Source organism: Mycobacterium sp. IS-836 (genome assembly GCF_001954275.1).
Classification (GTDB): Bacteria; Actinomycetota; Actinomycetes; order Mycobacteriales; family Mycobacteriaceae; genus Mycobacterium.
Genome location: NZ_MBEU01000086.1, coordinates 1 through 24,891, shown reverse-complemented (window position 1 = coordinate 24,891; position 24,891 = coordinate 1). Strand labels below are relative to the sequence as shown.

The window sequence follows — 24,891 nt, the reverse complement described above, 5'->3', positions numbered from 1 at the left end:
TCACTGGTAGTACCAATTATGGCACCGGTTTTCGGCGAGGATGACCGTCTCATATCCCTCGCACGCAGCGGGTTTGGGGCCAATGCCGAAGTCAGCGGGGTGCTACTGATGGGTACGACGCAAACTGTGTTGTTCGTCACGTCGGTGGGGTTCCGCGAAGCCATGACCGGCAAACCGCCGGGCGCCATGAATGTTGAACTGGTGGCCTACGCGCTCTTGTCGCGACGCTCGGCGCGCGAAGCCTTGCGCGGCACGATCGTCGGCAACACGTTGTCCTGCACGGTTTCCTTCGTGACGACGACCTTGGCGACGTCGTCGCGGCTCGGGATGTCGTACATCACCGGCAGCAGGACTTCTTCCATGATGGCCCGCAGCCCCCGCGCGCCCGTGCCGCGGTGGATGGCCTGATCGGCGATCGCCTCCAGCGCGTCGTCGGTGAACTCCAGCTCGACGCCGTCCATCTCGAAGAGCCGGGTGTACTGCTTGACCAAAGCGTTCTTCGGTTCGGACAGGATCTTCACCAACGACTCCATGTCCAGGTTGGTGACGGAGGCGACGACCGGGAGGCGGCCGATGAACTCGGGGATCAGACCGAACTTGATCAGGTCCTCGGGCATCACGTCGGCGAAGTGATCGGTGGTGTCGATCTCGGCCTTGGAGCGGACCTCGGCGCCGAAGCCCAGCCCGCGCTTGCCGACCCGCTCGTAGATGATCTTCTCCAGGCCGGCGAACGCACCCGCGACGATGAACAGCACGTTGGTGGTGTCGATCTGGATGAACTCTTGGTGCGGGTGCTTGCGGCCGCCCTGCGGGGGAACCGACGCCTGCGTGCCCTCGAGGATTTTCAGCAGCGCCTGCTGCACGCCCTCCCCCGAGACGTCGCGGGTGATCGACGGGTTCTCGCTCTTGCGCGCGATCTTGTCGACCTCGTCGATGTAGATGATCCCGGTCTCGGCGCGCTTGACGTCGTAGTCGGCGGCCTGGATGAGTTTCAGCAAGATGTTCTCGACATCCTCACCGACATAACCGGCTTCGGTCAGCGCTGTGGCGTCGGCGATGGCGAACGGCACGTTGAGCATCTTGGCGAGCGTCTGGGCGAGGTAGGTCTTGCCACAGCCGGTGGGTCCGAGCATCAGGATGTTGGACTTGGTCAGCTCGACCGGCTCGTACCGGGAGTCACGACCCTTCTCGCCCGCCTGGATCCGCTTGTAATGGTTGTAGACCGCGACCGCCAGCGTCCGCTTGGCGGTGTCCTGCCCGATGACGTATCCCTCCAGGAATTCCCGGATCTCGGCGGGCTTGGGCAGTTCGTCAAGCTTGACGTCGTCGGCGTCGGCGAGCTCCTCTTCGATGATCTCGTTACACAGATCGATGCACTCATCGCAGATGTACACACCGGGGCCAGCAATGAGCTTCTTGACTTGCTTTTGGCTCTTCCCGCAGAACGAGCACTTCAGCAGGTCACCGCCGTCTCCGATGCGCGCCATGGTGCTTAAGTGCCTACTTCCTGTTCGCCGTTCGTCGTGCTGTGCCGCATGTAATCCCCGACGCTACCCGCTTGCTCGGGCCCCTCGCGACCGTTAGCGCCGAATCGCGTCGGTGGTATTCAATGCTGTCCGTCTGAATGAAACATATAGCCCGATGACGCCGGTCACTCGTCAAAGACGCGCATAGCGTGTCTTTGGCGTGTCGCGGTCGTTACCCGACCGAGGCTTGTGCGCCCCCGAACCCGGTGGTTTTCTGGCTGACCACCAGGCAACCCACCCTACAGTGGCGGTGTGGGTTTGGCTGTGGGATTTACCTGGCCCAGCGAATCCGTGCTGATCAGTGATGGCGGCCTGGCCACCGAGCTGGAGGCGCGCGGTCACGACCTGTCCGACCCGCTGTGGTCGGCGCGGCTGTTGGCCGATGACCCGGAGCAGATCGTCGCGGTCCACGCGGCGTACTTTCGCGCCGGTGCGTCGATCGCGACGACCGCCAGCTACCAGGCTTCGTTCGACGGTTTCGCGGCCCGCGGGATCGCCCGCGGCGACGCCGTCGCGCTGCTGCGTCGCAGCGTCGATCTCGCCAAGACCGCGCGTGACGCCGCGGCTGCCGAGAACCTTTGCGTCGCCGCCTCGGTCGGACCGTACGGCGCGGCGCTGGCCGACGGATCCGAATATCGCGGCCGCTACGGCATGTCCGTCGCGGCGCTGACGCGCTGGCATCGTCCCCGGCTGGAGGTCCTGGCCGGCGCCGGAGCCGACGTGCTCGCCCTGGAAACGGTGCCCGATGTCGACGAGGCCGAGGCACTGGTGAACCTGGTGCGCTCGGTCGGCGTGCCGGCCTGGCTCAGCTACACCATCGACGGGACGAAGACCCGCGCCGGACAACCGCTCGCCGACGCGTTCGCGGTGGCGGCCGGGGTCGACGAGATCGTCGCGGTCGGCGTGAATTGCTGTGCGCCCGACGACGTTCTCGCCGCCATCGCGATCGCCGACATCGGCAAGCCGATCATCGTCTACCCGAACAGCGGCGAGCGTTGGGACGGCCAGGGTTGGACCGGGCCGCGCAGCTTTTCCGCGCAACGCGCCGCGCAGTGGGCGGCGGCCGGGGCGCGCATCATCGGCGGATGCTGCCGAGTGGGGCCGGCCGATATCGCGGAGTTGGCGACCGTCCTCGACCGTTAGGCCGTTTGAGCCGAAAGCTTCCGGTACTCCAGGACGGTGTCGATGATCCCGTAGTCCTTGGCCTCTTCCGCGGTCAGGATCTTGTCGCGGTCGGTGTCCTTACGGATCACCGAGGCGTCCTTGCCGGTGTGGCGGGCCAGGGTGGTCTCCATCAGCGTGCGCATCCGCTCGATCTCGGCGGCCTGGATCTCCAGATCGGAGAACTGGCCCTGGATGACACCCTGAAGAGACGGCTGATGGATCAGCACCCGCGCGTTGGGCAGCGCCATCCGCTTACCCGGCGTCCCGGCCGCCAGCAGCACCGCCGCCGCCGAAGCGGCCTGACCCAGACACACCGTCTGGATGTCGGCGCGCACGTACTGCATCGTGTCGTAGATCGCCATCAGTGAGGTGAACCCCCCACCCGGGGAGTTGATGTACATGGTGATGTCGCGATCGGGATCCAATGACTCCAGCACCAGCAACTGGGCCATGATGTCGTTCGCCGACGCGTCATCGACCTGGACGCCGAGGAAGATGATGCGTTCCTCGAAGAGCTTGTTGTACGGGTTGGATTCCTTGACGCCGAAGCTGGAGTGCTCGATGAACGACGGCAGGATGTACCGCGCCTGGGGTTGGATCTCGGGATTCATTGGGCTTCTCCGTTGGTGAGGTGTGCGGCGCGGGTGATGATGTGGTCGACGAAGCCGTACTCGAGGGCTTCCGCGGCGGTGAACCACCGGTCGCGATCGGAGTCGGTCACGATGCGCTCGACCGGCTGACCGGTGAACTCGGCGATAAGCCTAAACATTTCCTGCTTGATCAGCGTGAACTGCTCGGCCTGGATGGCGATGTCGGCCGCGCTGCCGGTCACCCCGCCCAGCGGCTGGTGCATCAGGATCCTGGCGTGCGGCAGGGCGTAGCGCTTGCCCTTGGTTCCCGCCGCGAGCAGGAACTGACCCATCGACGCGGCCATGCCCATCGCGTAGGTGGCGATGTCGCAGGGCGCCAGGACCATGGTGTCGTAGATCGCCATCCCGGCACTGATCGATCCGCCGGGTGAATTGATGTAGAGCGAAATGTCTTTGGTCGAGTCCTCGGCGGCGAGCAGCAGAATCTGCGCGCACAGCCGATTGGCGATCTCGTCGTTCACCTCCGAACCGAGGAAGATGATGCGCTCGGTGAGCAAGCGCTCATAGACCGAGTCCGTGAGGTTGAGACCCTGCGAGTTCGAACGCATGTCAGTCACGACTGGGTTACCTGCTTTCTCGAAATCCGTATGCACCGACACTAACCAACCGAGCCCACTGCGCGCTGGCCACGCACCCCTCGAAACGGGCGCGTTCGCTCACAGCGTCATTTCTCGGCTTCGTCCGAGGCCTCGGCCGCGTCCTCGGGCGCGTCGTCGCCGCCCTCATCCGTGGCCTCCTCTGCGGCCTGGTCGCGCTTGCCGAAGAACTCGCTGGTGTCGATCGCGTTGCCCTCGGTATCGCTGACCGTCGCCGCCTCGACCGCGGCGGCGATGGCCAGCCCGCGCCGCACGTCGGCGAACATGGCCGGCAGCTGATTGTTCTCCTGGAGATAGGCGAACAGCTGCTGCGGCTCGATGCCGTATTGCCGAGACGTCATCACCAGTCGCTCGGTCAGGTCGTCCTGCCCGACCTGGACCTCCAAGTCGTCGGCCAGCGCATCCAGCAGCAGCTGCTTGCGCAGCTCGGTCTCCGCGGCGTCGCGCGTCTCGGCCTCGAACTCCTCACGCGACTTGCCCTGGGCCGCGAGCACCTCGTCCAACTTGGCTTGGTCGTGGTCCAGGCCGTGCAGCGCGCCGTGCATCGCGTTGTCGAATTGGGCCTGGACGACCGCCTCCGGCAGGGGCACGTCTACCTGCTCGAGCAGAGCGTCCAGCGTGGCGTTGCGGATCTGGTCGGCCTGCTGGGCGCGCTTGAGCCGGGCCACCTGGTCGCGGAGGTTGGACCGCAGCTCCTCGATGGTGTCGAATTCGCTTGCCAATTGGGCGAACTCGTCGTCGGGCTCGGGCAGTTCGCGTTCCTTGACGGACTTGACGGTGACGGTGACCTGCGCGTCCTTTCCGGCATGCTCACCGGTCGCCAGCTGCGCGGTGAACTCCTTGGACTCGTCGACGGACAAACCGACGACGGCCTCGTCGAGGCCGGCGATGAGCCGGCCGGAGCCGACCTCGTGGGACAGTCCCTGCGCGGCGGCGCCCGGAACGTCCTCGCCGTCGACGGTCGCCGACAGGTCGATCGAAACGAAGTCTCCGTCGGCCACCGGCCGGTCCACCCCTTTCAGGGTGCCGAACCGGGCGCGCAGCGACTGCAGTTCGGCGTCGACGTCGTCGTCGCTGACCTCGATCGGATCCACCGACACCTGCAGCGCGCTCAGGTCCGGGAGGGTGATCTCGGGCCGGATGTCGACCTCGGCGGTGAACGCCAGCTCCTGGCCGTACTCCTTCTTGGTCACCTCGATGTCGGGCTGGCCCAGGGGATGGACTTCCGACTCCGCGACGGCCTGCCCATACCGGGCGGGCAGCGCCTCGTTGACGACCTGGTCGAGCATCGCCTCCCGGCCGAAACGGGCCTCCAGCAACTTCGCGGGCGCCTTGCCGGGCCGGAAACCCGGTAGCCGCACCTGCCTGGCCAGCTCCTTGTAAGCCCGCTGGAAATCGGGCTCGAGCTCGGTGAACGGCACTTCGACATTGATGCGCACCCGGGTGGGGCTCAACTGCTCGACACTGCTCTTCACGGGGTGTGCTCCTCGGTGGTCGTTTGCGGTCTGGTCGGGGTGACAGGATTTGAACCTGCGGCCTTCCGCTCCCAAAGCGGATGCGCTACCAAGCTGCGCTACACCCCGCGCTGACCTCGCGATCCTACGGCCCGGCGGCGCCGGCTTCGCAGCGACCTCACGACCTCACGGTGCGATAACAGACCCGCTTCGATTAGATTTGATGTTCGTCGCCAGATACAGTCTCGCTCGACTTATATATGCGGGCGTAGCTCAATGGTAGAGCCCTAGTCTTCCAAACTAGCTACGCGGGTTCGATTCCCGTCGCCCGCTCTGCTGGGCAACTGCTCGACAGAAAGGCGCCATGAGCGACGTCGATATCAAGGGCTCATGCGCGCCGGACTTCGTCGGCGTACGCGATGCGTTTGCGCGCAACTTCGCGATGCGCCACGAGGTCGGCGCGGCCGTTGCCGTCTGGGTCGACGGCGACCTCGTCGTCAACCTCTGGGGCGGCTCGGCCGACGCGGCGGGCACCCGCCCGTGGCGGCAGGACACCCTTACCACCGTGCTCTCGGGCACCAAGGGCCTCTCGTCCACGTGCGTCCATCAGCTTGCCGACCGCGGCGAGCTGGACCTGCACGCGCCGATAGCGCGCTACTGGCCCGAGTTCGCGCAGGCGGGCAAGCAGGACATCACCCTGGCCATGGTGATGGGCCACCGGTCCGGCGTGATCGGGCCGCGCACCCGAATGCTCTGGGAGCAGGTCGCCGACTGGGACTTCGTCTGCGAGCAATTGGCCGCCGCCGAACCCTGGTGGGAGCCGGGCACCGCCCAGGGCTACCACATGACCACCTTCGGTTTCATCGTCGGCGAGGTGTTCCGCCGGATCACCGGTCGCACGATCGGTCAGTACCTGCGCACCGAAATCGCCGAACCGCTCGGCGCCGATGTCCACATCGGCCTGTCCCCCGCCGAACAACGCCGCTGCGCCGAGCGGGTCAACAAGCCCCACGCCCGCGGCCTGTTGGCCGACGTGCAGGCCCCCGGCTACCCGACGAGCCTGGCCGAACACCCCAAAGCGGGATTGTCGATCTCGATGGGTTTCGCGCCCGACGACGAACTCGGCTCGCACGACCTGCAGTTGTGGCGCCAGCTCGAGTTCCCCGGCACCAACGGTCAGGTGTCGGCGCTGGGACTGGCCACGTTCTACAACGCGCTGGCGCAGGAGAAGCTGCTCAGCCGGGAGCACATGGACCTGGTCCGCGTGTGCCAGGGCGGCTATGAGACCGATCTGGTGCTCGGACCCCGCGTCGCCGATCACGGGTGGGGCCTGGGGTACATGCTCAACCAGCGCGGCGTGAACGGCCCCAACCGCCGGATCTTCGGCCACGGAGGGCTGGGGGGCTCATTCGGCTTCGTCGATCTGGAGCACCGCATCGGCTACGCGTATGTGGCGAATCGCTTCGACGCCACCAAGTCCAATGCGGACCCGCGCAGCCTCGCGCTCAGCAACGAGGTCTACGCGGCGCTGGGAGTCACCGCGGACTGACGCGTCACGAAAAACGCGCCCCGCCGTATCGACGGGGCGCGTTTGGTTGTGCGGATCACGGGTGCCACGCCGGGGGCGGTGGCGGCGGCGGCGCTTCCCAAGGACGCTCCGGCGGCGCCGCGCGCCAGTCATGGCAGTTGTTCCAGTCCCAGTTGTTGCCCCAGCCCGGGTCCCAGAATTCACCCGGGCACCATTGCGGGAAGGGCCCCGGCTGCGCCTGGGCTTGGGTCGTGGCGCCCACTCCAGCCAGCCCCAGGCCGACGATCAACGCGAAAAGCGTTGCAGTTGTCCGCGGAATTGTCTTCACGACGCCACCCTTACCCTTTCGAGAGGAAATCCAACCAGTAGACGCCGAGCGGTCATGTTTGACAAGTGGGGCACCAGAACACGTTTCGGCCCTCCAGCACCGCGGTGCGGATCGGATCCCCGCTCACCCGGCAGGGTTCACCGGCACGTCGGTACACGTATGTCCGCGGCCGCCCTTGCCGGTAGGACGGTGGGCCGTGATCGTGTTCGGGCCGCACCACGATGATCTTGCCGCCGCGCAAGCCGGCCTTCATCAGCGCAACCAAATCGGTCCACGCCGCGTCGAATTCGGCCTCGCCGATCTTCTGGCCGGGCCGGAACGGGTCGATGCGGTGGCGGAACAGCAACTCGCTGCGGTAGACGTTGCCCACGCCCGCGATAACCGTCTGGTCCATCAACAGCGCGCCAATGGGCCTGCGGGACTTCGCAATTCGGGCCCACGCCCACGACGGGTCGGCGTCAGCGCGCAGCGGGTCCGGACCGAGCTTGGCGACCACATCCGCGACCTGCGCCTCGTCGATCACCTCGCACACCGTCGGGCCGCGCAAGTCGGTGCCGTAGTCGGCGCCGACCATCCGCATCCGCACCTGTCCCACCGCATCCGGGAGCGTGCCGTCGGCGGGGCGTTCCCATTCGGTGAAGGTGCCATAGAGACCGAGGTGCACGTGCACGATCGGGCCGCCGGCGTAATGGTGAAACAGGTGCTTGCCCCAGGCGCTGGCGCGGCGCAGCACCCGGCCGTCGACGACGGCCGCCGAATCGGCGAATCGGCCCTGCGGGCTGGACACCGCCACGGGTGCGCCGCGGAATCGACGCTGATGCAGCCTCGCCAACCGGTGCAGGGTATGCCCTTCGGGCACCGGACTCTCTCAGCCCTGGGCGCCGGGCACCGGCGGCGCTTGGTGAGTGCGTTCGTATTCGGTGAGAATGTCGATACGCCGTTGGTGGCGTTCGGCTTTCGACCACGGCGTGTTCAGGAAGGTGTCCACGATGGCCAACGCCTCGGCAACCGTGTGCATGCGGCCACCGATGCCGATCAACTGCGCGTTGTTGTGTTCCCGGGCCAGCGTCGCGGTCTCGACGCTCCACCCCAGCGCGCAGCGTGCCCCGGGCACCTTGTTGGCCGCGATCTGCTCGCCGTTGCCCGATCCGCCCAGCACGATGCCGAGGCTGTCGGGGTCCGCCACCGTGCGCGTCGCCGCGGCGATGCAAAAGGCCGGGTAGTCGTCGTCCGCGTCGTAGGTGAACGCACCGCAGTCGATCGGCTCATGCCCCGACTTCTCGAGATGGGCGATGATCTGTTGTTTTAGCTCGAATCCCGCGTGGTCAGAGCCGAGGTAAACGCGCATGCCCGCAATCCTTACACAGGCGCGCGCGGGGTCAGTCGAACTGGGGCGGCTCGGTGCGGGTCCGCTTGAGCTCAAAGAAGTGTGGGTAGGACGCGAAGGTCACCGAGGCGTCCCACAGCTTGCCGGCCTCCTCGCCGCGCGGGATCTTCGACAGGACCGGCCCGAAGAATGCCACCCCGTTCACGTGGATGGTCGGCGTCCCGACATCGTCACCGACCGCGTCCATCCCGGCATGGTGACTCTTGCGCAGCGCGTCGTCGTAGGCGTCGCTCTGCGCGGCCTTGGCAAGCTCGGCGGGCAGATCGGCGTCGGCGAGGGACAGCTTGATGACCTCTTCGAGGTCTTTGTTGTCCTCGTTGTGAATCCGAGTACCCATCGCCGTGTACAGCCGGCCAAGCGCGTCAGCACCGTGGGCCTGCTCGGCGGCGATCGCCACCCGCACCGGGCCCCAGGCATGCTTCATCATTTCGCGGTATTTGTCGGGCAGGCCTTCGCGGTTTTCGTTGAGTATCGCCAGGCTCATGACGTGGAAGTTCACCTCGATGTCGCGAACCTTCTCCACCTCGAGGATCCAGCGCGACGTGATCCAGCACCACGGGCACAGCGGATCGAACCAGAAATCGGCTTGGTTTTTCACGGGTGCCTTCTCGGGCATTGCGCAGTCCTCTCGTCAACGGTTAGAACACCGTTCAGCACAACCGTAGTCGCCGCTCGCCTGTTCCCGCTCTGCGGCGCCGGGCCCGAACGCTTTAAGTTGGACGCGTGGCCCTACCTAACCTCACCCGGGACCAGGCCGTCGAACGCGCCGCCCTGATCACGGTCGACAGCTACCAGATCAACGTCGATCTCACCGACGGTTCCGGCGCCCCCGGCGAACGCACGTTCCGGTCCACCACCACCGTGGTGTTCGACGCGCTCGCCGGCGCCGACACGGTCATCGACATCGCCGCCGAGGTCATCCACAGCGCCACCCTCAACGGCCGCGAACTGGACGTGTCCGGCTACGACGAATCGACCGGCATCGCCCTGAGCGGACTCGCCGACCGCAATGTCGTCGTCGTCGACGCCGATTTCCGCTACTCCAACACCGGCGAGGGACTGCATCGCTTCGTCGACCCGGTGGACGACGAGACGTATCTGTACTCGCAATTCGAAACCGCCGACGCCAAGCGCGTGTTCGCCTGCTTCGACCAGCCCGACCTCAAGGCCACGTTCGCCATGCAGGTGACCGCGCCGAAGCATTGGAAGGTGATCTCCAACGGCGCGACCACCGGCGTCGCCGACGGCGTGCATACCTTCGCCACCACCCCGCGGATGAGCACCTATCTGGTCGCGTTGATCGCGGGGCCGTACGCGGAGTGGAAGGACGCCTACACCGACGAACACAGCGAGATCCCGCTGGGCATCTACTGCCGCGCCTCGCTGGCGCCATACATGGACGCCGAGCGGTTGTTCACCCAGACCAAGCAGGGCTTTGGCTTCTACCACAAGAACTTCGGCCTACCGTATGCGTTCGGCAAGTACGACCAGCTGTTCGTGCCCGAATTCAACGCCGGCGCAATGGAAAACGCCGGCGCGGTGACGTTCCTCGAGGACTATGTCTTTCGCAGCAAGGTCACCCGCGCATCCTACGAGCGGCGCGCCGAGACGGTGCTGCACGAGATGGCGCACATGTGGTTCGGGGACCTGGTCACCATGTCGTGGTGGGACGACCTGTGGCTGAACGAGTCGTTCGCGACGTTCGCGTCGGTGTTGTGTCAAAGCGAGGCCACCGAATTCACCGAGGCCTGGACGACTTTCGCCACCGTCGAGAAATCGTGGGCATACCGTCAGGACCAGCTGCCCTCGACGCACCCGATCGCAGCGGACATCCCCGACTTGGCCGCGGTCGAGGTGAACTTCGACGGAATCACCTATGCCAAAGGCGCATCGGTGCTCAAACAGCTAGTGGCCTACGTCGGACTGGAGCACTTCCTGGCCGGGCTGCGCGACTACTTCCGCACCCATGCGTACGGCAACGCCACGTTCGGCGATCTGATCGCCGCGCTGGAGAAGGCGTCCGGCCGCGACCTGTCGACCTGGGGCCAGCAGTGGCTGAAAACCACCGGGCTGAACACGCTGCGCGCGGATTTCGACCTGGACGCCGACGGCAGGTTCACCCGGTTCGTGGTGCAGCAGGGCGGCGCGGCGCCGGGCGCGGGCGAGACGCGGGTGCATCGGCTGGCGATCGGAATCTACGACGACGACGGGTCCGGCAAGCTAGTGCGGCTACACCGGGAGGAAATCGACGTCGATGGCGCCGACACGGAAGTTGCTGCGCTGGTTGGTGTTTCGCGCGGCAAGCTGATTCTGGTCAACGATGACGACCTGACCTATTGCTCGCTGCGGCTGGACCCGCAGTCGCTGCGGACCGCGCTGGAACGCATCGGCGACATCACCGAGCCGCTGCCACGCTCGCTGGTGTGGTCGGCGGCGTGGGAGATGACCCGCGAGGCCGAGCTGCGCGCCCGTGACTTCGTGGCACTGGTATCGCGCGGCGTGCACGCCGAAACGGAGGTTGCGGTGTTGCAGCGGCTGCTGATGCAGGCGCAGACGGCGCTGACCTCCTACGCCGACCCGGCCTGGGCCCACCAGGACGGCTGGGCGCAGTTCGCCGACCGGCTGCTGGAGTTGGCCCGCGCCGCGGAGCCCGGATCGGATCACCAGCTCGCGTTCCTCAACGCGCTGTGCACGTCGGTGCTGTCCCCCCGGCATGTCGAGACGCTGGCCGACCTGCTCGATCGCGACCCCGACGAACTCGGGTTGGCCGGCCTGCAGATCGACACCGACCTGCGCTGGCGCATCGTGATCGCGTTGGCCACTGCCGGCAAGATCGACGCCGACGGGCCGGCGACACCGTTCATCGACGCCGAGGTTCAGCGCGACCCCACGGCGGCCGGCAAGCGCCACGGCGCCCAGGCCGCCGCCGCCCGGCCCCAACCGCAGGTCAAGGAGCAGGCGTGGACCACGGTGGTCGAAGACGACACCCTGGCCAACATCACGGCCCGCTCGATGATCGCGGGCATCGCGCCGCCGGGACAGCATGAGCTGCTCAAGCCGTTCACCGAGCGCTACTTCGACGCCGTCACCGGAGTGTGGACGCGACGTTCCAGCGAGGTCGCCCAGACCGTGGTGATCGGGTTGTACCCGCACTGGGATATCAGCGAGGAGGGTGTTGCGGCCGCCGACCGCTTCCTGCAGGCCCCGGAGTCCGAGGTGCCGCCGGCGCTGCGCCGGCTGGTGCTGGAGGGCCAGGCGGGGATCAAGCGTTCGCTGCGGGCCCGCCGCTTCGACGGTTCCGCGGGCTAGCAGCGAGCGGTCAGGCCGGCGATATCCCGGCGCTGAGCACGCGGATCGCGCTGACGAGCCCGTCGACCAGGTTCCCCTGCTTGAACGCCGACGCCGCGGCGGCCACTCCCAGCGGCGCGGCCGACTCGGCGCCGCGCCCGCGAACCTGGGCGCCGTAGACGACCTCGATGACGGACTGGTCGGGCGAGACCGCGAGCAAGACCGCGTTGTTGGGCGTGGGCACCTTGGCCAGGATTTCGCGGGCCCGAGCGGCGGTGTCGCTGCCCAGGTCGCCGAGATAGATGGCGAACCGCGCCATCGAGGACCGCGACGCGTATTTCAGCGCGTCGTCGATGGCGACGAGGTCTTTGATCGGGAACGGGTAGTGCACCGACACCGTCCCGGGCTCGGTCACCCCCGAGATGCGTCCGCTGGTGGTGATCACGAAGCCCTTGGGCAGCTCGGCGGGCTCGATCGTCGCTACTTCACCACGTGCCACTGGCGCCACCCCCAACCGAGAACTCCGACGTGCCATGCCCGCCGTGCTCGCCGCCGACGGCTTCGTCGGTGGCGGCCCACAGGATGGGCGGATGGGTCCACGGCTCCGACATCTTGTACGTCGCCGGGTGTGGGCCCTTGTGCCTCCAGATCAGCCCGACGAGCACGATCACCAGCGATAACGGGATCCCGATGAACAACAGATGGATCTGCATAACGCTCACGACGCAAACCGTATCCCACGGCGCGACGAACCGACGCACTCAGGACCCAAGTTGGGTCAGGCGGCGCCTTCACCGAGGTATCGAGCCCAGGCGGGATCCAATTCCTTGACGGTGGACAGCAATCGCCAGTGCTGTCCCGTGGGCGGCACCGGCGCGCGTCGCAGCGCCCAGCCGAGTTCGGTGAGCAGCTTGTCGCCCTTGCGGTGGTTGCATGTCGAGCAGCACGCGACGCAGTTTTCCCAGGAGTGGTCGCCGCCGCGGCTGCGTGGCACCACATGGTCGACGGTGTCGGCCTTCGCCCCGCAGTAGGCGCAGCAGAAACGGTCGCGGTGCATCAGTGCGGCGCGGGTCATCGGGACGCGGGCGCGGTACGGCACCCGGACGTAGGTGCGCAACTGGATCACCGACGGCACCACGATTGACCTGGTCGCCGAGTGGATCACCGGTCCGGCGGGATCGTGGTGCACGACGTCGGCCTTGCCGCAGATCACCATGACGATCGCCCGGCGCATCGGCAGCGCGGTCAACGGCTCGTAGGTGGAATTCAGCAGCAGGACCCGCCGACGACTCCAGATCGACGCGCTCTCGTGGCGGGTGGGCGGGTGGGTATCGACGCTGTGCAGAGGCGACACGGATGGGGGCCCGGTCAACCCTGCCGCGGCACCGGAACTGCGGTGGCTGCGGCGTCTCTTGCCATGCGCCATAGATCCTCCGCGGATAGTCCACCATGATTCGCCGCCAAACGCACCCTCATTGCAGGTGCGCGCCGTGTCGAACCGGTGAACAGCGGGCGTGACTTGGCCGTCGTTCGATGCCCGCCGCGCGTTGCCGGGCCGGCGATGCACCACAATGGGGATCGATGGATCAGGTGAGCTTCTACGACGCTGTTGGCGGTGCCGAGACGTTCCATGCGATCGTGTCGCGCTTTTACGCACAGGTTCCCGAAGACGAAATATTGCGTGAGGTCTATCCGCTGGACGACCTCGAGGGCGCCGAGGAACGTCTACGCATGTTCCTCGAGCAGTACTGGGGTGGCCCGCGGACCTACTCGGACAGGCGCGGCCATCCCCGGCTGCGGATGCGGCACGTCCCGTTCCGGATCACGCCCATCGAGCGCGACGCCTGGCTGCGGTGCATGCACACCGCCGTCGCGTCCATCGACTCGCAGACGCTGGACGACGAGCACCGCCGGGAGTTGCTCGACTATCTGGAAATGGCTGCCCACTCGCTCGTCAACTCTTCGTTTTGATGTCGGCCCACGAAACTAAGCGGGGTGGAATGGACTCCAAGCCGTGGTGGTCAAGCGCGGTGTTCTACCAGGTGTATCCACGGTCGTTCGCCGACAGCGACGGTGACGGCGTCGGCGACCTGGACGGCTTGACGTCCCGGCTGGGGCACCTGGAGCGCCTCGGCGTAGACGCGATTTGGCTCAACCCGGTCACCGTCTCCCCGATGGCCGATCACGGCTACGACGTCGCCGATCCCCGGGACATCGACCCGCTGTTCGGCGGGATGGCCGCGATCGAGCGGCTGATCACCGCGGCTCACGGGCGAGGCATGAAAATCACCATGGACGTGGTGCCCAACCACACCAGTTCGGCGCACCCGTGGTTCCAGGCGGCGCTGGCCGCGGGCCCGGCCACCGACGCGCGGGAGCGCTATTTCTTTCGTGACGGGCGGGGCGACGTCGGGGAACTGCCGCCGAACAACTGGACGTCGGTGTTCGGCGGGCCGGCGTGGACGCGGGTGGTCGAGCCGGACGGCAATCCCGGCCAGTGGTATCTGCACCTGTTCGACGCCGAGCAGCCGGATCTCAATTGGGAGCACCCGGACGTCTTCGACGACTTCGAGAAGACGCTGCGGTTCTGGCTGGAACGCGGCGTCGACGGCTTCCGCATCGACGTGGCGCACGGGATGGCCAAGCCCCCCGGCCTACCGGACTCGCCGGCCCTCGAGGCGAAGGTGTTGCACCACACCGACGACGACCCGCGCTTCAACCACCCGAGCGTGCACGAGATTCACCGCGACATCCGCAGGGTCGTCAACGACTATCCCGCGGCGGTGACCGTGGGCGAGGTGTGGGTGACCGACAACGTCCGCTGGGCGGAGTATCTGCGGCCCGACGAACTGCATCTCGGCTTCAATTTCCGGCTCACGAAGATCGACTTCGACGCGGCCGAAGTCCGTGCGGCGATCGAGAATTCACTGGCGGCGACGGCCATCGAAAACGCGATCCCGACCTGGACGCTGTCCAACCACGATGTGGGCCGCGAGGTGACCCGCTACGGCGGCGGCGAGGTCGGCCTGCGCCGGGCGCGGGCCATGGCGATGGTGATGCTCGCCCTGCCGGGCGCCGTGTTCATCTACAACGGTGAGGAACTCGGCCTGCCCGACGTCGAACTGCCCGACGAGGTCTTGCAGGACCCGACGTGGGAACGATCGGGACACACCGAACGCGGCCGCGACAAGTGCCGGGTTCCGCTGCCGTGGTCCGGCGACGCTCCCCCGTTCGGGTTCTCGGCGAACGCCGACACCTGGTTGCCGATGCCGGCGGAGTGGGCGGCGCTGACCGTCGAGAAGCAGGAGGCGGATCCCGCCTCGACCCTGTCGTTCTTCCGGCGTGCGCTCGAATTGCGCAGGGAGCGGGCGGAATTCGATGGCGGCGACATCGAGTGGCTGACCGCGCCGCGGGACGCGCTGATCTTCCGGCGCGGTGGCGCGGGTGTGGTGTGCGCGCTGAACGCCGGCCGGCGCCCGATGGCGTTGCCGCCGGGCGAAGTCATCTTGGCCAGCGCGCCGCTGGACGGCGGCAAGCTGCCGCCCGACGCCGCGGCGTGGGTGGTCTGAGGCCGCCGCTCAGCTTGATCAGCGCAGCACCAGCGCCGCGTGGGCGCGGCGCCGGTGCACCGAGCCGAACTTGGCGTCGAGGCGCAGCCACGCCGGCAGAATCCGCACCCGGATGATCTCGTCGGCGTCGACCGCATCCGGCGACTGCGGCAGGAAGCCCATTGCGGTCAGGGCGAACACGCAGCGCATCGGCAGTCCGACGCTGACGTCGGCCGCGCTGACCCGGATGACCTCCTGGTCGAGCAGCGACACCGGCGGACCGTGTGAACTGCTGTGTTCCTTGGCAAGTCGCGCGCCGCGTTGCGCCAGGTCCAGCATCACCCGGGCCGGCACGTCGTCGAGATGGGTAAAGCCCGATTCCGGTGGCAACGCGGTTCGCCAGGCCGAATCCATGGAGAAGCCGGGATCGACATATCCCGAGTCGTCCATCGCGGACAGGCCGCGGGCCAATCCGTCCGCGGCGACGGTCAGGTCCCCCGGCCGCACCCTGCCCACCACCACCCGGCTGGCCAGCACGTCGAAACCCGTCGCCACCCATGCCGTGAGCAATCCGGCGGATCGGGCGCGGAGCCGGACGACCGCGGCGTCGTCGAGCCGCGTCGCATGGTCGACGAACGCAGCCAGGTCCGCGCGGTGGGCCTCCATTCGCTCCGGGCCCAGCCACAGTCCGCGCTCGGCTACCGCATCCACCGTTGCAGATACTCCCGGTGCTGTGGGGACAGCCGCACCAGCCGCTGCTCCTCGATGTGGACCGCGGCCAGCTGCGATTCGGCGACGACGGCGGGCTTGGACTCGGGATCGGCGGCCACCGAGCGCACCTCGTAGCCGAGCGTGAAGTCGACGGCCCGCAGCCGCTTGGTCCAAATGGTCACCTGCAGAGGCGAATCGGCCAGCCGCAGCTGATCCTTGTACGTGACGCGGACGTCGGCGATCAGCAGGCCGATGGTGGCGATGTCGGCCGCGAACGGTTCCTTGAGGAACGGGACCCGCGCCTCCTCGAGGAGGGTGACCATGGTGGCGTGGTTGATGTGCTGGTACATGTCGATGTCCGACCAGCGCACCGGCACGGGCGCGACGAATCCAGCGCTCAACTCGACGATCCCCTGCCGCTGGTGCGGGTCATGCGGCGGATCTGCCGCGCGGCCACCGACAGGGTCGCGAGATCCTTTGCGCCGCTTTCCTGGATCTCTGTGAGCGTCCGGCGGGCCCGCTCCACCCGGGATGCGCTGATGTGTTCCCACTCCCCGATCTTCTCTTCACCGCTCTCGTCGGGCTCCCCGACGGCCAGCACATCGAAGCACAGCGACCGCAGCGAGGCGTAGATGTCGTCACGAATCGCCAAGCGCGCCAACGAATGCCAGCGGTCCCGTCGCGGTAGCTCGGAAACCGCGGTCAGCAGACTGTCGGTGCCCAGCCGATCCATCAGGGCGAAGTAGGTGTCCGCGACTTCGGCGCTGTCCATCTCGGTGATGTCAGCGATGTCGATGATGTCGAGCAGGCTGTAGCGATACAGCCCCGCGGCGACCCGGTAGGCCAGGTCCTTGGGCGCACCCTGCGACGCGAACTCGGCGGCTTCCTTTTCGACGATGGCCTTGTCGTCGCCGCGCAGCCACTCCGACATGCGCGGTGTCAGCGCCTTCACCTTGGCGGCGAATCGGTTGATCTCGGCGCCGACGGCCAGCGGCTGCGGACGATAGTTGAGCAGCCAGCGCCCGGCGCGGTCGATCAGCCGGCGGGTGTCCAGCGTCATCCGGTCGGACAGCGCGACCGGGAGGCTGGCCGCGCGGATGCGCCGCCAAATGTGACCCACACCGAAGATGGCATCGGTGGCCACGTAGGTGCGTATCGCATCGATCGGTCCGACGCCGACATCCTCGGTGATCCGGAAGGCGTAGCTGATGCCGGCGGTATCTACGAGATCGTTAATCAGCATGGTGGTGACGATCTCGCGGCGCAGCTGATGCGTGCGAATCTCCGGCGTGAACCGCTCCCGCAGCGGCCTCGGGAAGTATTCCGGCAACCGGGATGCGAACACGTCCTGTTCGGTCAGCTCCGTGGTCAGCATCTGCTCTTTGAGTCCCAGCTTGACGTGCGCCATCAGCGTGCAGAGCTCGGGAGAGGTGAGCCCGAGACCGGCGTCGGATCGCCGCGCAATTTCCTTCTCCGACGGCAGCGCTTCCAATTCGCGGTTCACGCCGCGCTCTTCGACCAGGTACTTGATCTGCATCGCGTGCACCGGGAGCAGGCTTGGGGCGTTGGCGCGGCTGGTGCCGATCAAATCGTTTTGGTCCTCGTTGTCGGTGAGCACCAGTTGCGAAACCTCGTCGGTCATCGACTCGAGCAGTTGTTTGCGTTCGTCGGCCTTGACCTTGCCGGCGGTGACCAGCGAGTCGATCAGGATCTTGATGTTGACTTCGTGGTCGGAACAGTCCACGCCGGCGGAGTTGTCCATCGCGTCGGTGTTGATGCGGCCACCGGCGAGGTCGAATTCGACGCGGCCCAACGCCGTCACGCCGAGGTTGCCGCCTTCGCCGATGACCTTGGCGCGCACCTGGTTTGCGTTGACCCGAACCGGATCGTTGGCGCGGTCGCCGACGTCGGCGTCGGACTCGGTTTCGGCTTTGATGTAGGTGCCGATGCCGCCGTTGAACAGCAGATCCACCGGCGCTTGCAGGATCGCCTTGATCAGGTTGGGCGGGGCCATTTCGGTGACGTCACCGTCGATGCCGAGGGCGTCGCGCACCTGCGGGCTGACCGGGATGGCCTTCTGCTCGCGGCTGTACACCCCGCCGCCCTCGCTGATCAGAGACTTGTCGTAGTCGTCCCAGCTGGACCGCGGCAGGTCAAACATTCGCTGGCGTTCCCGCCACGACGCCGCGGCATCCGGGTCCGGGTCGAGGAAGACGTGCCGGTGATCGAAGGCGGCGAGCAGCCGGATGTGCTCGCTCAGCAGCATGCCGTTGCCGAACACGTCGCCGCTCATGTCCCCGATGCCGACGACGGTGAAGTCCTCGGTCTGGGTGTCGACGCCCATCTCCCGGAAGTGTCGTTTGACCGCCTCCCACGCGCCCTTGGCCGTGATGCCCATGGCCTTGTGGTCGTAGCCCACCGATCCCCCGGACGCGAACGCGTCACCCAGCCAGAAGCCGTAGGACTTGGCGACGTCGTTGGCGATGTCGGAGAAGGTGGCGGTGCCCTTGTCGGCGGCCACCACGAGGTAGGCATCGTCGCCGTCGCGCCGAATGACTTCCGGTGGCGCGCTGACCTTTCCGGTTGCGTGGTCGACGTTGTCGGTGACGTCGAGCAGCCCGGAGATGAAGAGCTGGTAGCACGTCACGCCCTCGGCGCGCAGGGCCTCCCGGTCGCCGGCGGCATCCCCGGTGGGCAGCGGCGGGCGCTTGAGGACGAACCCGCCTTTGGCCCCGACCGGCACGATGACGGCGTTCTTCACCGCCTGCGCCTTGACCAGGCCCAGGATTTCGGTGCGGAAGTCATCCCGGCGATCCGACCAGCGCAGGCCGCCGCGGGCCACTGGGCCAAACCTCAGGTGCACGCCCTCCACCCGCGGCGAGTACACGAAGATCTCGTACTTGGGGCGCGGCAGCGGCAGCTCTTCGATCAGCTGGGCGTCGAGCTTGAGCGCCAAGACGTTTCGGGCCCGGGCCGAACCCTCCCGGGTCACAAAGTAATTGGTTCGCAGCGTTGCCTGCACCAGCGAGGCGAACGCGCGCAGAATACGGTCGGTGTCCAGGCCCACCACCGCGTCGATGTCCGCGGCGACCGAGGCGGCCGCGGCTTGCGCGTCGCGGCTGGTCGGCGATCCCGATGCGCGGGGATCGAAGAGCGCCTCGAACAACTGCAGCAGCGATCGCGCGGTGGAGGGGTGGTCGTTGAGCACGGTCTCGATGTGGGACTGGCTGTAGGGAAAGTTCGCCTGCCGTAGGTATTTCGCGTAGGCGCGGATCAGCACGACCTGCTGCCACGTCAGCCGCGCGCGCATGACCAACTCGTTGAACCGATCGATCTCGACGCGGCCCTGCCAGATCGCCGTGACCGCGTCGGCGAATCGCTCTGCGGTGGAATCCCTTTCGGCCGCCGTCTTGGCAAACGGGATCGTCGGGTGCGGTTGGATCTTGAACTGGTAGATCCATACCGGCAGCCCGTCCGGGCGGGTTACGGTGAACGGTCGCTCCTCGAGGACGACGACGCCCATGCTTTGCAGCATCGGCAGCAGCTGGCTCAATGAGGCGGTGTGTCCGCCGAGGAACCAGGTCAGTTGGGCGACACCGTCTTCGCCGCGGTCGGAGAACACCAGCTTGACCGAGTCCTCGGTCAGCTCGTTGATGATGGCGATGTGCTGGATGGCGTCGTCGGGGGGGACGGCCTGTTTGTAGGCCTCGGAGAAGGCGGCCGCGTAATGCTCGGCGTCGGCGTGCGCGGTGGTGCCCGCCGCGCTGGCCGCGATCAGGCGGTCACCCCAGGTCCGCGCCGCCTCGCTCAGCAGTCCCTGGATGCGGACCCGGTTGGTCTCGGAAACATCGACCGCGGCGGTGTTTTCGGGTAGCCGCACCATGAAATGCATTAGTGCCCAGGGCGATTCGCTGACACGGGCGGTGAATTCCAGTCGTGTCCCCCCGAACTCGCGAACCAGGATGTCTTCGATCTGCAGCCGGACGGCGGTGGTGTAGCGATCGCGGGGCACGTAGACCAGGCAGGATACGAAGTACTGCAGGCGATCGGCACGCACGAACAACAGCGCGCGCCGCTGCGATCCCAGATCCACCACGGCCTTGGCCAACGCGAAGAGCCGCTCGGCGCTGAGCGTGAACAGCTCCGAGCGCGGGACGGTCTGGATGACGTCGAGCAGCAGCTGGCCGGGGTGGGCGGGATCGTTGTCGGCCATCGCCAGCGCCTCGCGGACCCGGCGGGAGATCGACGGGATCTCCAGGACGTCGGCGTTCATCGCGGCGACCGTGAACAGGCCGACGAAGCGGTGCTCGAGAACGCCGCCGTCAGTGTATTCGCGTATCGCGATGGCGTATGGGTACGCCCCGTAGCGCAGATAGCTGCCGACGACGGATTGCGCCAGGACCAGAAGGTGGTCGTCGTCGGTCAATCGCGGACGGGAACCGGTGCGGGTGCGCAGGACACCGAGGCTCGGTGACCCGTCGCTGGAGACCAGGCCGTCGTGCACCCGGCAACGCTGGTAACCCAGCAGCAGGAAGTTCCCGTTGCCCAGCCAGCGCAGCAGGGCCGCGACGTCCTCGCGGTCCGGCGCCGTGTAGTGGTCGCCCTCGTTGGCTTCGACGTCGGCGGCCAGGCCACTCAGGGTGGCGATCAACGCCGTCGCGTCGCTGGCGACCTGTTGGACGTCGGCCAGGACCTTCGGCAACAGCCGGTCGACCTCGGCGAGGGCCTTGGTATCGACCGCGGGCGACAGCTGGATGTGAATCCACGCCTCGCCGACGTATTGCGGCGCGCCGGGCGCTTTCGGTTCGACGCTGAGCAACTCCCCCTCGGGGTTGCGCCGCACGGCGAACACCGGGTTCATGATCGCCGAGTAGTCGACTCCGAGCCGATGGAGCAGGACCGTGACGGAATCCATCAGCATCCCGCCGTGATCGGTGACGACTTGCAGTGCGGGCCCGAATCCGGCGGGATCGTCCGCCGGATGGACGCAGACACAGTTGCCGCCGGCCGGGCGGCACTGGCCGAGCCGATAGTGGGCGCTCAGCATCTCCGGGGTCACCATTGCGGCGGGGATGCTCAGGTCGATGGGACCGGTTTCGGCGCCGGGCTCTTCTCGGTGCGGGCCCCGGTAGCTCTCGATGTAGGCGGTCGCGATCCAGTCGGGAATGTCCTGAGGGTTGGTGAACGTGGTCCAGGGCTTGAGTTCGTGCTTAGCTCCGGGATCGATCGCCATGCCGATTGCTCCCAACTCGCGACGGACGCCACTGCGCTCGATCGCCCCACTCCTGAACGGCGTCGTAGGGCGTCGGCAGAGCCGACACTAGTCGCGTGTGAGCTTGCGGTGGGTCACTCTGTGCGGCCGGGCGGCTTCTTCGCCGAGCCTTTCCACCTTGTTCTCCTCATACGCGCCGAAGTTGCCCTCGAACCAGAACCACTTCGCCTCGTTGTCGTCGTCGCCCTCCCACGCCAGGATGTGCGTGCACGTCCGGTCGAGGAACCAGCGATCGTGCGAGATCACCACGGCGCAACCGGGGAATTTCTCCAGCGCGTTTTCCAGCGAACCCAACGTCTCGACATCCAGGTCGTTGGTCGGCTCGTCCAGCAGAATCAGGTTGCCGCCCTGCTTGAGCGTGAGCGCGAGGTTGAGCCGGTTGCGTTCGCCGCCGGACAGCACGCCGGCGGGCTTTTGCTGGTCGGGACCCTTGAACCCGAACGCCGACACGTAGGCCCGCGACGGTACCTCGGTCTGACCGACCTCGATGTAGTCCAGCCCATCGGAAACGACCTCCCACACCGTCTTCTTCGGATCGATGCCGGCGCGGGTCTGGTCCACATAGCTGAGCTTGACGGTCTCCCCGACCTTGACGGTGCCGCTGTCCGGCTGCTCGAGCCCGACGATGGTTTTGAACAGCGTGGTCTTGCCGACCCCGTTGGGACCGATGACGCCGACGATGCCGTTGCGCGGCAGCGTGAACGACAGATCCTTGATCAGGGTGCGGCCGTCGTAGCCCTTGTCGAGGTGCTCGACCTCGACGACTACGTTGCCCAGCCGCGGCCCGACGGGAATCTGGATCTCCTCGAAGTCGAGCTTGCGCGTCTTCTCCGCCTCGGCGGCCATCTCCTCGTAGCGCTGCAGGCGCGCCTTGCCTTTGGCCTGACGTGCTTTGGCCCCGGACCGGACCCAGGCCAGTTCCTCGGTCAATCGCTTGTGCAGCTTGGCGTCCTTGCGCCCCTGTACCGCCAGCCGCTCGGCCTTTTTCTCCAGGTAGGTCGAGTAGTTGCCCTCGTAGGGGTACGCGCGCCCGCGATCGAGTTCCAGAATCCACTCGGCGACGTTGTCCAGGAAGTAGCGGTCGTGGGTGACCGCCAGGATCGCCCCCGGATAGGCGGCCAGGTGCTGTTCGAGCCACTGCACGCTTTCGGCGTCCAGGTGGTTGGTGGGTTCGTCGAGCAGCAGCAGGTCGGGTTTGGACAGCAACAGCTTGCACAGCGCCACGCGGCGTCGCTCACCGCCGGACAGGTTCGTCACCGGTTCGTCCGGCGGCGGGCAGCGCAGCGCATCCATCGCCTGCTCCAGCTGCGAGTCGAGGTCCCACGCGTCGGCGTGGTCCAGTTCCTCTTGCAGACGGCCCATTTCCTCCATCAACTCGTCGGTGTAGTCGGTGGCCATCAACTCGGCGACCTCGTTGAACCGGTCGAGCTTGACCTTGATGTCGCCCAGGCCCTCCTCGACGTTGCCGCGGACCGTCTTGTCCTCGTTCAGCGGCGGCTCTTGCAGCAGGATGCCGACGCTGGCGTCGTTGGCCAGGAAGGCTTCGCCGTTGTTCGGCCTGTCCAGACCGGCCATGATCCGCAAGACGCTCGACTTACCGGCCCCATTGGGACCGACGACACCGATCTTGGCTCCTGGGAAGAAGCTCAAGGTGACGTCGTCCAGGATCACCTTGTCGCCGTGCGCCTTGCGGACCTTCTTCATCGTGTAGATGAACTCAGCCATGCCGCGGGTTTGCCTTTCTGGTCTTGCAGAATTACCTCGACCATCCTAGGCATCGCCTGGCGGACCCAGCCGGGCCCCCGAGCCCGCCGCTAAGCGGAGAGGGGCAGCGGGCCGGCGCCCTCGGCGTCGCCGGACGGGGTCCGCTCGGCGGCGGTGTCGTCGGCGGAGTCGGTGGCCGAGCCGTTGGCCGCCGATTCTCCGTCGGCCGCCGCGGCCTGATCCGCACTGGGGCCGGTGTAGCCCGGCTTCTCGATGCGCACGATCGCCCGCGACACGTCCGGGCCTACCGACGTCGCGCGCATCTCGAGCGACGAGCGGCGGTTGCCGTCGCGGTCCTCGTACTCGCTGGTGTACACGTAGCCCACCACGATCACTGGGGCTCCCTTGCCCAGTGCCGCCCCGACCCCGGTGACCAGCTTTCCCCAGCAGTTGACGGTGATGAACAGTGAGTTGCCCGGCTCCCAGTTGCCGTCGCCGGTGCGGCGGCGCGAATTGCTGGCCACGCGGAATTTGATGACCTCCTGATTGCCGACCTGGCGGCGCTGAGGGTCGTTGACGATGTGACCGACGACGGTGAGCGGCGTTTCGAACATTGGCTTGTCCCTTCTGGTTTTGCTATCTCTTCGCGCGGTGAGCGCGCCCTATCTGGCCGCCATTTAGCGCCGCGCCACCGACGGGTTCCGTGCCGAATTAGGCCCAATCGCCAAACCTGTTGAAAGAACCGAGACTGTGGATAGCCTGCTGGCGTGAACGCGCCAATCAGGCTGTCTCGCTTGGCGATTGGTGTTGGTCACGACCTGGCGCGGATTGGGCGGCCGGGATTTGTCGTACCCCTTTGCGAGGATGTGGTCATGTCTTCGACCGCGTCGCTTGCCTTGGCGGGGTTGAGTCCTGCTGAGCGTCTTGAGGTGTTGTTTGAGGAGTTGGCGGAGTTGGCCGGTCAGCGCAACGCGATTGATGGGCGCATCGTGGAGATTGTGTCCGAGATTGATCGCGACCGGCTGTGGGGCGCCACTGGGGCGCGCTCGGTGCCGGCGTTGGTGGCCTGGAAGACCGGCTGCTCGCCGGCCACTGCGCACACGATCGCCACTGTCGCGGCCCGGCGTGAGGAGTTCCCGCGCTGCGTTCAGGGCATGCGGGAGGGCTGGTTATCGCTGGATCAGGTGGGCGTTATCGCGGCGCGCGCGGGTGCGGGATCTGATGAGCATTACCTGCAGTTGGCGCGGGTGGCCACGGTCACGCAGCTGCGCACCGCGCTCAAGCTGGAACCGCGGCCCGAACCCGAACCGCGCCGCGAGCCCGAGCGCGCGTTCACCAGGACCAGCACCGAGCAGGGCAGTTGTTATCGGATCACCCTTGCTCACGATGAGGCGGCGAAGTTCGACGCGGCGCTGGCGTCGCATCGTGATGTGCTGATCGCCGAGTGGAAACACGATCACGACACCGACGCACGGGCATCGAATAACGCGCCGCCGTTGCCGAACACCGCCGCGGCGTTTATGCGACTGGTCGAGGCTGGGTGGGACGCCGAGGCGGCCCGCCGCCCGCATGGGCAGCACACCACCGTGGTGATGCATCTCGACATCGAGGCGCGCATCGCCGCACTGCACCTGGGCCCGGTGTTATCGGACGCCGAACGCCAATACCTGTCCTGTGATGCCACCTGTGAGGTGTGGTTGGAACGCGACGGTCAGCTCATCGGCGCCGGGCGCTC

At 67.0% G+C, this 24,891-nt stretch carries 22 protein-coding genes and 2 tRNA genes; 7 read left to right on the top strand and 17 right to left on the bottom strand.

Annotated features, from left to right (window positions below; genetic code table 11):
* Positions 1–206: 206 nt before the first annotated feature.
* Positions 207–1,487: an ATP-dependent Clp protease ATP-binding subunit ClpX gene (gene clpX / locus A5747_RS23090; protein WP_076057751.1), complete on the bottom strand. Its 1,281-nt coding sequence runs from the start codon at positions 1,485–1,487 to the stop codon at positions 207–209.
* 291 nt (positions 1,488–1,778) lie between these two features.
* Between clpX and mmuM the strand changes: the two genes are divergently transcribed.
* Complete coding sequence (gene mmuM, locus A5747_RS23085) at positions 1,779–2,669, top strand: homocysteine S-methyltransferase (protein WP_076128657.1); 891 nt, start codon at positions 1,779–1,781, stop codon at positions 2,667–2,669.
* Here the strand turns inward: mmuM and clpP2 are convergent.
* The 4 genes from clpP2 to A5747_RS23065 form a co-directional block, all read right to left on the bottom strand.
* Positions 2,666–3,301 carry an ATP-dependent CLP protease proteolytic subunit ClpP2 gene (clpP2, locus tag A5747_RS23080; protein WP_076128655.1) on the bottom strand — a complete coding sequence of 212 codons (636 nt, stop codon included), beginning with the start codon at positions 3,299–3,301 and terminating at the stop codon, positions 2,666–2,668. The two genes, mmuM and clpP2, sit on opposite strands and share 4 nt — an antisense overlap.
* Positions 3,298–3,888: an ATP-dependent Clp protease proteolytic subunit gene (locus tag A5747_RS23075; protein WP_076057754.1), complete on the bottom strand. Its 591-nt coding sequence runs from the start codon at positions 3,886–3,888 to the stop codon at positions 3,298–3,300. Before A5747_RS23075 ends, clpP2 begins: the two co-directional genes overlap by 4 nt.
* A 116-nt stretch (positions 3,889–4,004) precedes the next feature.
* On the bottom strand, positions 4,005–5,411 hold the full coding sequence (tig, locus tag A5747_RS25590) for a trigger factor (protein ID WP_076128652.1): 1,407 nt from the start codon (positions 5,409–5,411) through the stop codon (positions 4,005–4,007).
* A 31-nt stretch (positions 5,412–5,442) separates the two neighbouring features.
* Positions 5,443–5,519: transfer RNA gene (locus A5747_RS23065), tRNA-Pro, on the bottom strand.
* Positions 5,520–5,652: 133 nt separating this feature from the next.
* On the opposite strand from A5747_RS23065, the gene A5747_RS23060 reads away from it, so the two are divergent.
* Together A5747_RS23060 and A5747_RS23055 are read left to right on the top strand one after the other, a co-directional pair.
* Positions 5,653–5,723, top strand: a tRNA-Gly gene (locus tag A5747_RS23060).
* Between the two features lie 31 nt (positions 5,724–5,754).
* A complete protein-coding gene (locus A5747_RS23055; protein WP_076128650.1) occupies positions 5,755–6,939 on the top strand; it encodes a serine hydrolase domain-containing protein in 1,185 nt (394 codons plus the stop codon).
* Positions 6,940–6,994: 55 nt separating this feature from the next.
* On the opposite strand, the gene A5747_RS23050 is transcribed toward A5747_RS23055, so the two are convergent.
* Genes A5747_RS23050 through A5747_RS23035 form a run of 4 tightly spaced genes read right to left on the bottom strand, consistent with a single transcriptional unit; the run spans position 6,995 to position 9,249 of the window.
* Entirely contained in the window at positions 6,995–7,246 is a 252-nt protein-coding gene (locus A5747_RS23050) for a hypothetical protein (protein WP_076246316.1), read from the bottom strand.
* Positions 7,247–7,298: 52 nt separating this feature from the next.
* Positions 7,299–8,105 carry an Fpg/Nei family DNA glycosylase gene (locus A5747_RS23045; RefSeq protein ID WP_076128646.1) on the bottom strand — a complete coding sequence of 269 codons (807 nt, stop codon included), beginning with the start codon at positions 8,103–8,105 and terminating at the stop codon, positions 7,299–7,301.
* A 9-nt stretch (positions 8,106–8,114) separates the two neighbouring features.
* Complete coding sequence (locus tag A5747_RS23040) at positions 8,115–8,594, bottom strand: ribose-5-phosphate isomerase (RefSeq protein ID WP_076128643.1); 480 nt, start codon at positions 8,592–8,594, stop codon at positions 8,115–8,117.
* A 31-nt stretch (positions 8,595–8,625) separates the two neighbouring features.
* Positions 8,626–9,249, bottom strand: a complete 624-nt coding sequence (locus tag A5747_RS23035) for an Rv2466c family mycothiol-dependent reductase (RefSeq protein WP_076128641.1) — start codon at positions 9,247–9,249, stop codon at positions 8,626–8,628.
* 107 nt (positions 9,250–9,356) lie between these two features.
* On the opposite strand from A5747_RS23035, the gene pepN reads away from it, so the two are divergent.
* Positions 9,357–11,942 (top strand): aminopeptidase N, encoded by a 2,586-nt coding sequence (gene pepN, locus A5747_RS23030; RefSeq protein WP_076128639.1) that lies wholly within the window; start codon positions 9,357–9,359, stop codon positions 11,940–11,942.
* Positions 11,943–11,952: 10 nt separating this feature from the next.
* On the opposite strand, the gene A5747_RS23025 is transcribed toward pepN, so the two are convergent.
* The 3 genes from A5747_RS23025 to A5747_RS23015 all read right to left on the bottom strand — a co-directional run bounded on the left by A5747_RS23025 (position 11,953) and on the right by A5747_RS23015 (position 13,347).
* Positions 11,953–12,420 carry a DUF5130 domain-containing protein gene (locus A5747_RS23025; protein WP_076128637.1) on the bottom strand — a complete coding sequence of 156 codons (468 nt, stop codon included), beginning with the start codon at positions 12,418–12,420 and terminating at the stop codon, positions 11,953–11,955.
* Complete coding sequence (locus A5747_RS23020) at positions 12,407–12,634, bottom strand: hypothetical protein (RefSeq protein ID WP_076057762.1); 228 nt, start codon at positions 12,632–12,634, stop codon at positions 12,407–12,409. Before A5747_RS23020 ends, A5747_RS23025 begins: the two co-directional genes overlap by 14 nt.
* Before the next feature lie 65 nt (positions 12,635–12,699).
* On the bottom strand, positions 12,700–13,347 hold the full coding sequence (locus A5747_RS23015; protein ID WP_076128635.1) for an HNH endonuclease: 648 nt from the start codon (positions 13,345–13,347) through the stop codon (positions 12,700–12,702).
* Between the two features lie 155 nt (positions 13,348–13,502).
* Between A5747_RS23015 and A5747_RS23010 the strand changes: the two genes are divergently transcribed.
* Positions 13,503–13,892 (top strand): globin, encoded by a 390-nt coding sequence (locus A5747_RS23010; protein WP_076128633.1) that lies wholly within the window; start codon positions 13,503–13,505, stop codon positions 13,890–13,892.
* Positions 13,892–15,490, top strand: coding sequence for an alpha-amylase family glycosyl hydrolase (locus A5747_RS23005; RefSeq protein ID WP_142245703.1), 1,599 nt, complete (start codon positions 13,892–13,894; stop codon positions 15,488–15,490). The genes A5747_RS23010 and A5747_RS23005 overlap by 1 nt, the downstream gene beginning before the upstream one ends.
* Before the next feature lie 18 nt (positions 15,491–15,508).
* Here A5747_RS23005 and A5747_RS23000 read toward each other — a convergent pair whose 3' ends face one another.
* From A5747_RS23000 to A5747_RS22980, 5 genes are all read right to left on the bottom strand, one after another.
* Positions 15,509–16,135, bottom strand: coding sequence for a hypothetical protein (locus A5747_RS23000; RefSeq protein WP_142245704.1), 627 nt, complete (start codon positions 16,133–16,135; stop codon positions 15,509–15,511).
* Positions 16,136–16,167: 32 nt separating this feature from the next.
* Complete coding sequence (locus A5747_RS22995) at positions 16,168–16,581, bottom strand: thioesterase family protein (RefSeq protein WP_076128628.1); 414 nt, start codon at positions 16,579–16,581, stop codon at positions 16,168–16,170.
* Positions 16,578–21,413: an NAD-glutamate dehydrogenase gene (locus tag A5747_RS22990; RefSeq protein ID WP_076128626.1), complete on the bottom strand. Its 4,836-nt coding sequence runs from the start codon at positions 21,411–21,413 to the stop codon at positions 16,578–16,580. Before A5747_RS22990 ends, A5747_RS22995 begins: the two co-directional genes overlap by 4 nt.
* An 87-nt stretch (positions 21,414–21,500) precedes the next feature.
* A complete protein-coding gene (ettA, locus tag A5747_RS22985) occupies positions 21,501–23,177 on the bottom strand; it encodes an energy-dependent translational throttle protein EttA (RefSeq protein WP_076128624.1) in 1,677 nt (558 codons plus the stop codon).
* 89 nt (positions 23,178–23,266) lie between these two features.
* Positions 23,267–23,770, bottom strand: coding sequence for a single-stranded DNA-binding protein (locus A5747_RS22980; RefSeq protein WP_076128622.1), 504 nt, complete (start codon positions 23,768–23,770; stop codon positions 23,267–23,269).
* Between the two features lie 258 nt (positions 23,771–24,028).
* Here A5747_RS22980 and A5747_RS22975 point away from each other — a divergent pair.
* Positions 24,029–24,891, top strand: an 863-nt coding sequence (locus A5747_RS22975) for a DUF222 domain-containing protein (RefSeq protein ID WP_083700599.1), incomplete at its 3' end; no start/stop codon positions are given.

What these genes read in the sequence shown, in the direction of transcription:
- A5747_RS22990 (WP_076128626.1), bottom strand. Translation starts at nt 21,413, where the DNA reads ATGGCGATCGATCCCGGAGCTAAGCACGAACTCAAGCCCTGGACCACG.
- A5747_RS23005 (WP_142245703.1), top strand. Translation starts at nt 13,892, where the DNA reads ATGTCGGCCCACGAAACTAAGCGGGGTGGAATGGACTCCAAGCCGTGG.
- clpP2 (WP_076128655.1), bottom strand. Translation starts at nt 3,301, where the DNA reads ATGAATCCCGAGATCCAACCCCAGGCGCGGTACATCCTGCCGTCGTTC.
- A5747_RS23035 (WP_076128641.1), bottom strand. Translation starts at nt 9,249, where the DNA reads ATGCCCGAGAAGGCACCCGTGAAAAACCAAGCCGATTTCTGGTTCGAT.
- A5747_RS23055 (WP_076128650.1), top strand. Translation starts at nt 5,755, where the DNA reads ATGAGCGACGTCGATATCAAGGGCTCATGCGCGCCGGACTTCGTCGGC.
- A5747_RS23000 (WP_142245704.1), bottom strand. Translation starts at nt 16,135, where the DNA reads ATGGAGGCCCACCGCGCGGACCTGGCTGCGTTCGTCGACCATGCGACG.
- A5747_RS23075 (WP_076057754.1), bottom strand. Translation starts at nt 3,888, where the DNA reads ATGCGTTCGAACTCGCAGGGTCTCAACCTCACGGACTCGGTCTATGAG.
- clpX (WP_076057751.1), bottom strand. Translation starts at nt 1,487, where the DNA reads ATGGCGCGCATCGGAGACGGCGGTGACCTGCTGAAGTGCTCGTTCTGC.
- A5747_RS23015 (WP_076128635.1), bottom strand. Translation starts at nt 13,347, where the DNA reads ATGGCGCATGGCAAGAGACGCCGCAGCCACCGCAGTTCCGGTGCCGCG.
- ettA (WP_076128624.1), bottom strand. Translation starts at nt 23,177, where the DNA reads ATGGCTGAGTTCATCTACACGATGAAGAAGGTCCGCAAGGCGCACGGC.
- A5747_RS23010 (WP_076128633.1), top strand. Translation starts at nt 13,503, where the DNA reads ATGGATCAGGTGAGCTTCTACGACGCTGTTGGCGGTGCCGAGACGTTC.
- A5747_RS23020 (WP_076057762.1), bottom strand. Translation starts at nt 12,634, where the DNA reads ATGCAGATCCATCTGTTGTTCATCGGGATCCCGTTATCGCTGGTGATC.
- A5747_RS23040 (WP_076128643.1), bottom strand. Translation starts at nt 8,594, where the DNA reads ATGCGCGTTTACCTCGGCTCTGACCACGCGGGATTCGAGCTAAAACAA.
- A5747_RS22980 (WP_076128622.1), bottom strand. Translation starts at nt 23,770, where the DNA reads ATGTTCGAAACGCCGCTCACCGTCGTCGGTCACATCGTCAACGACCCT.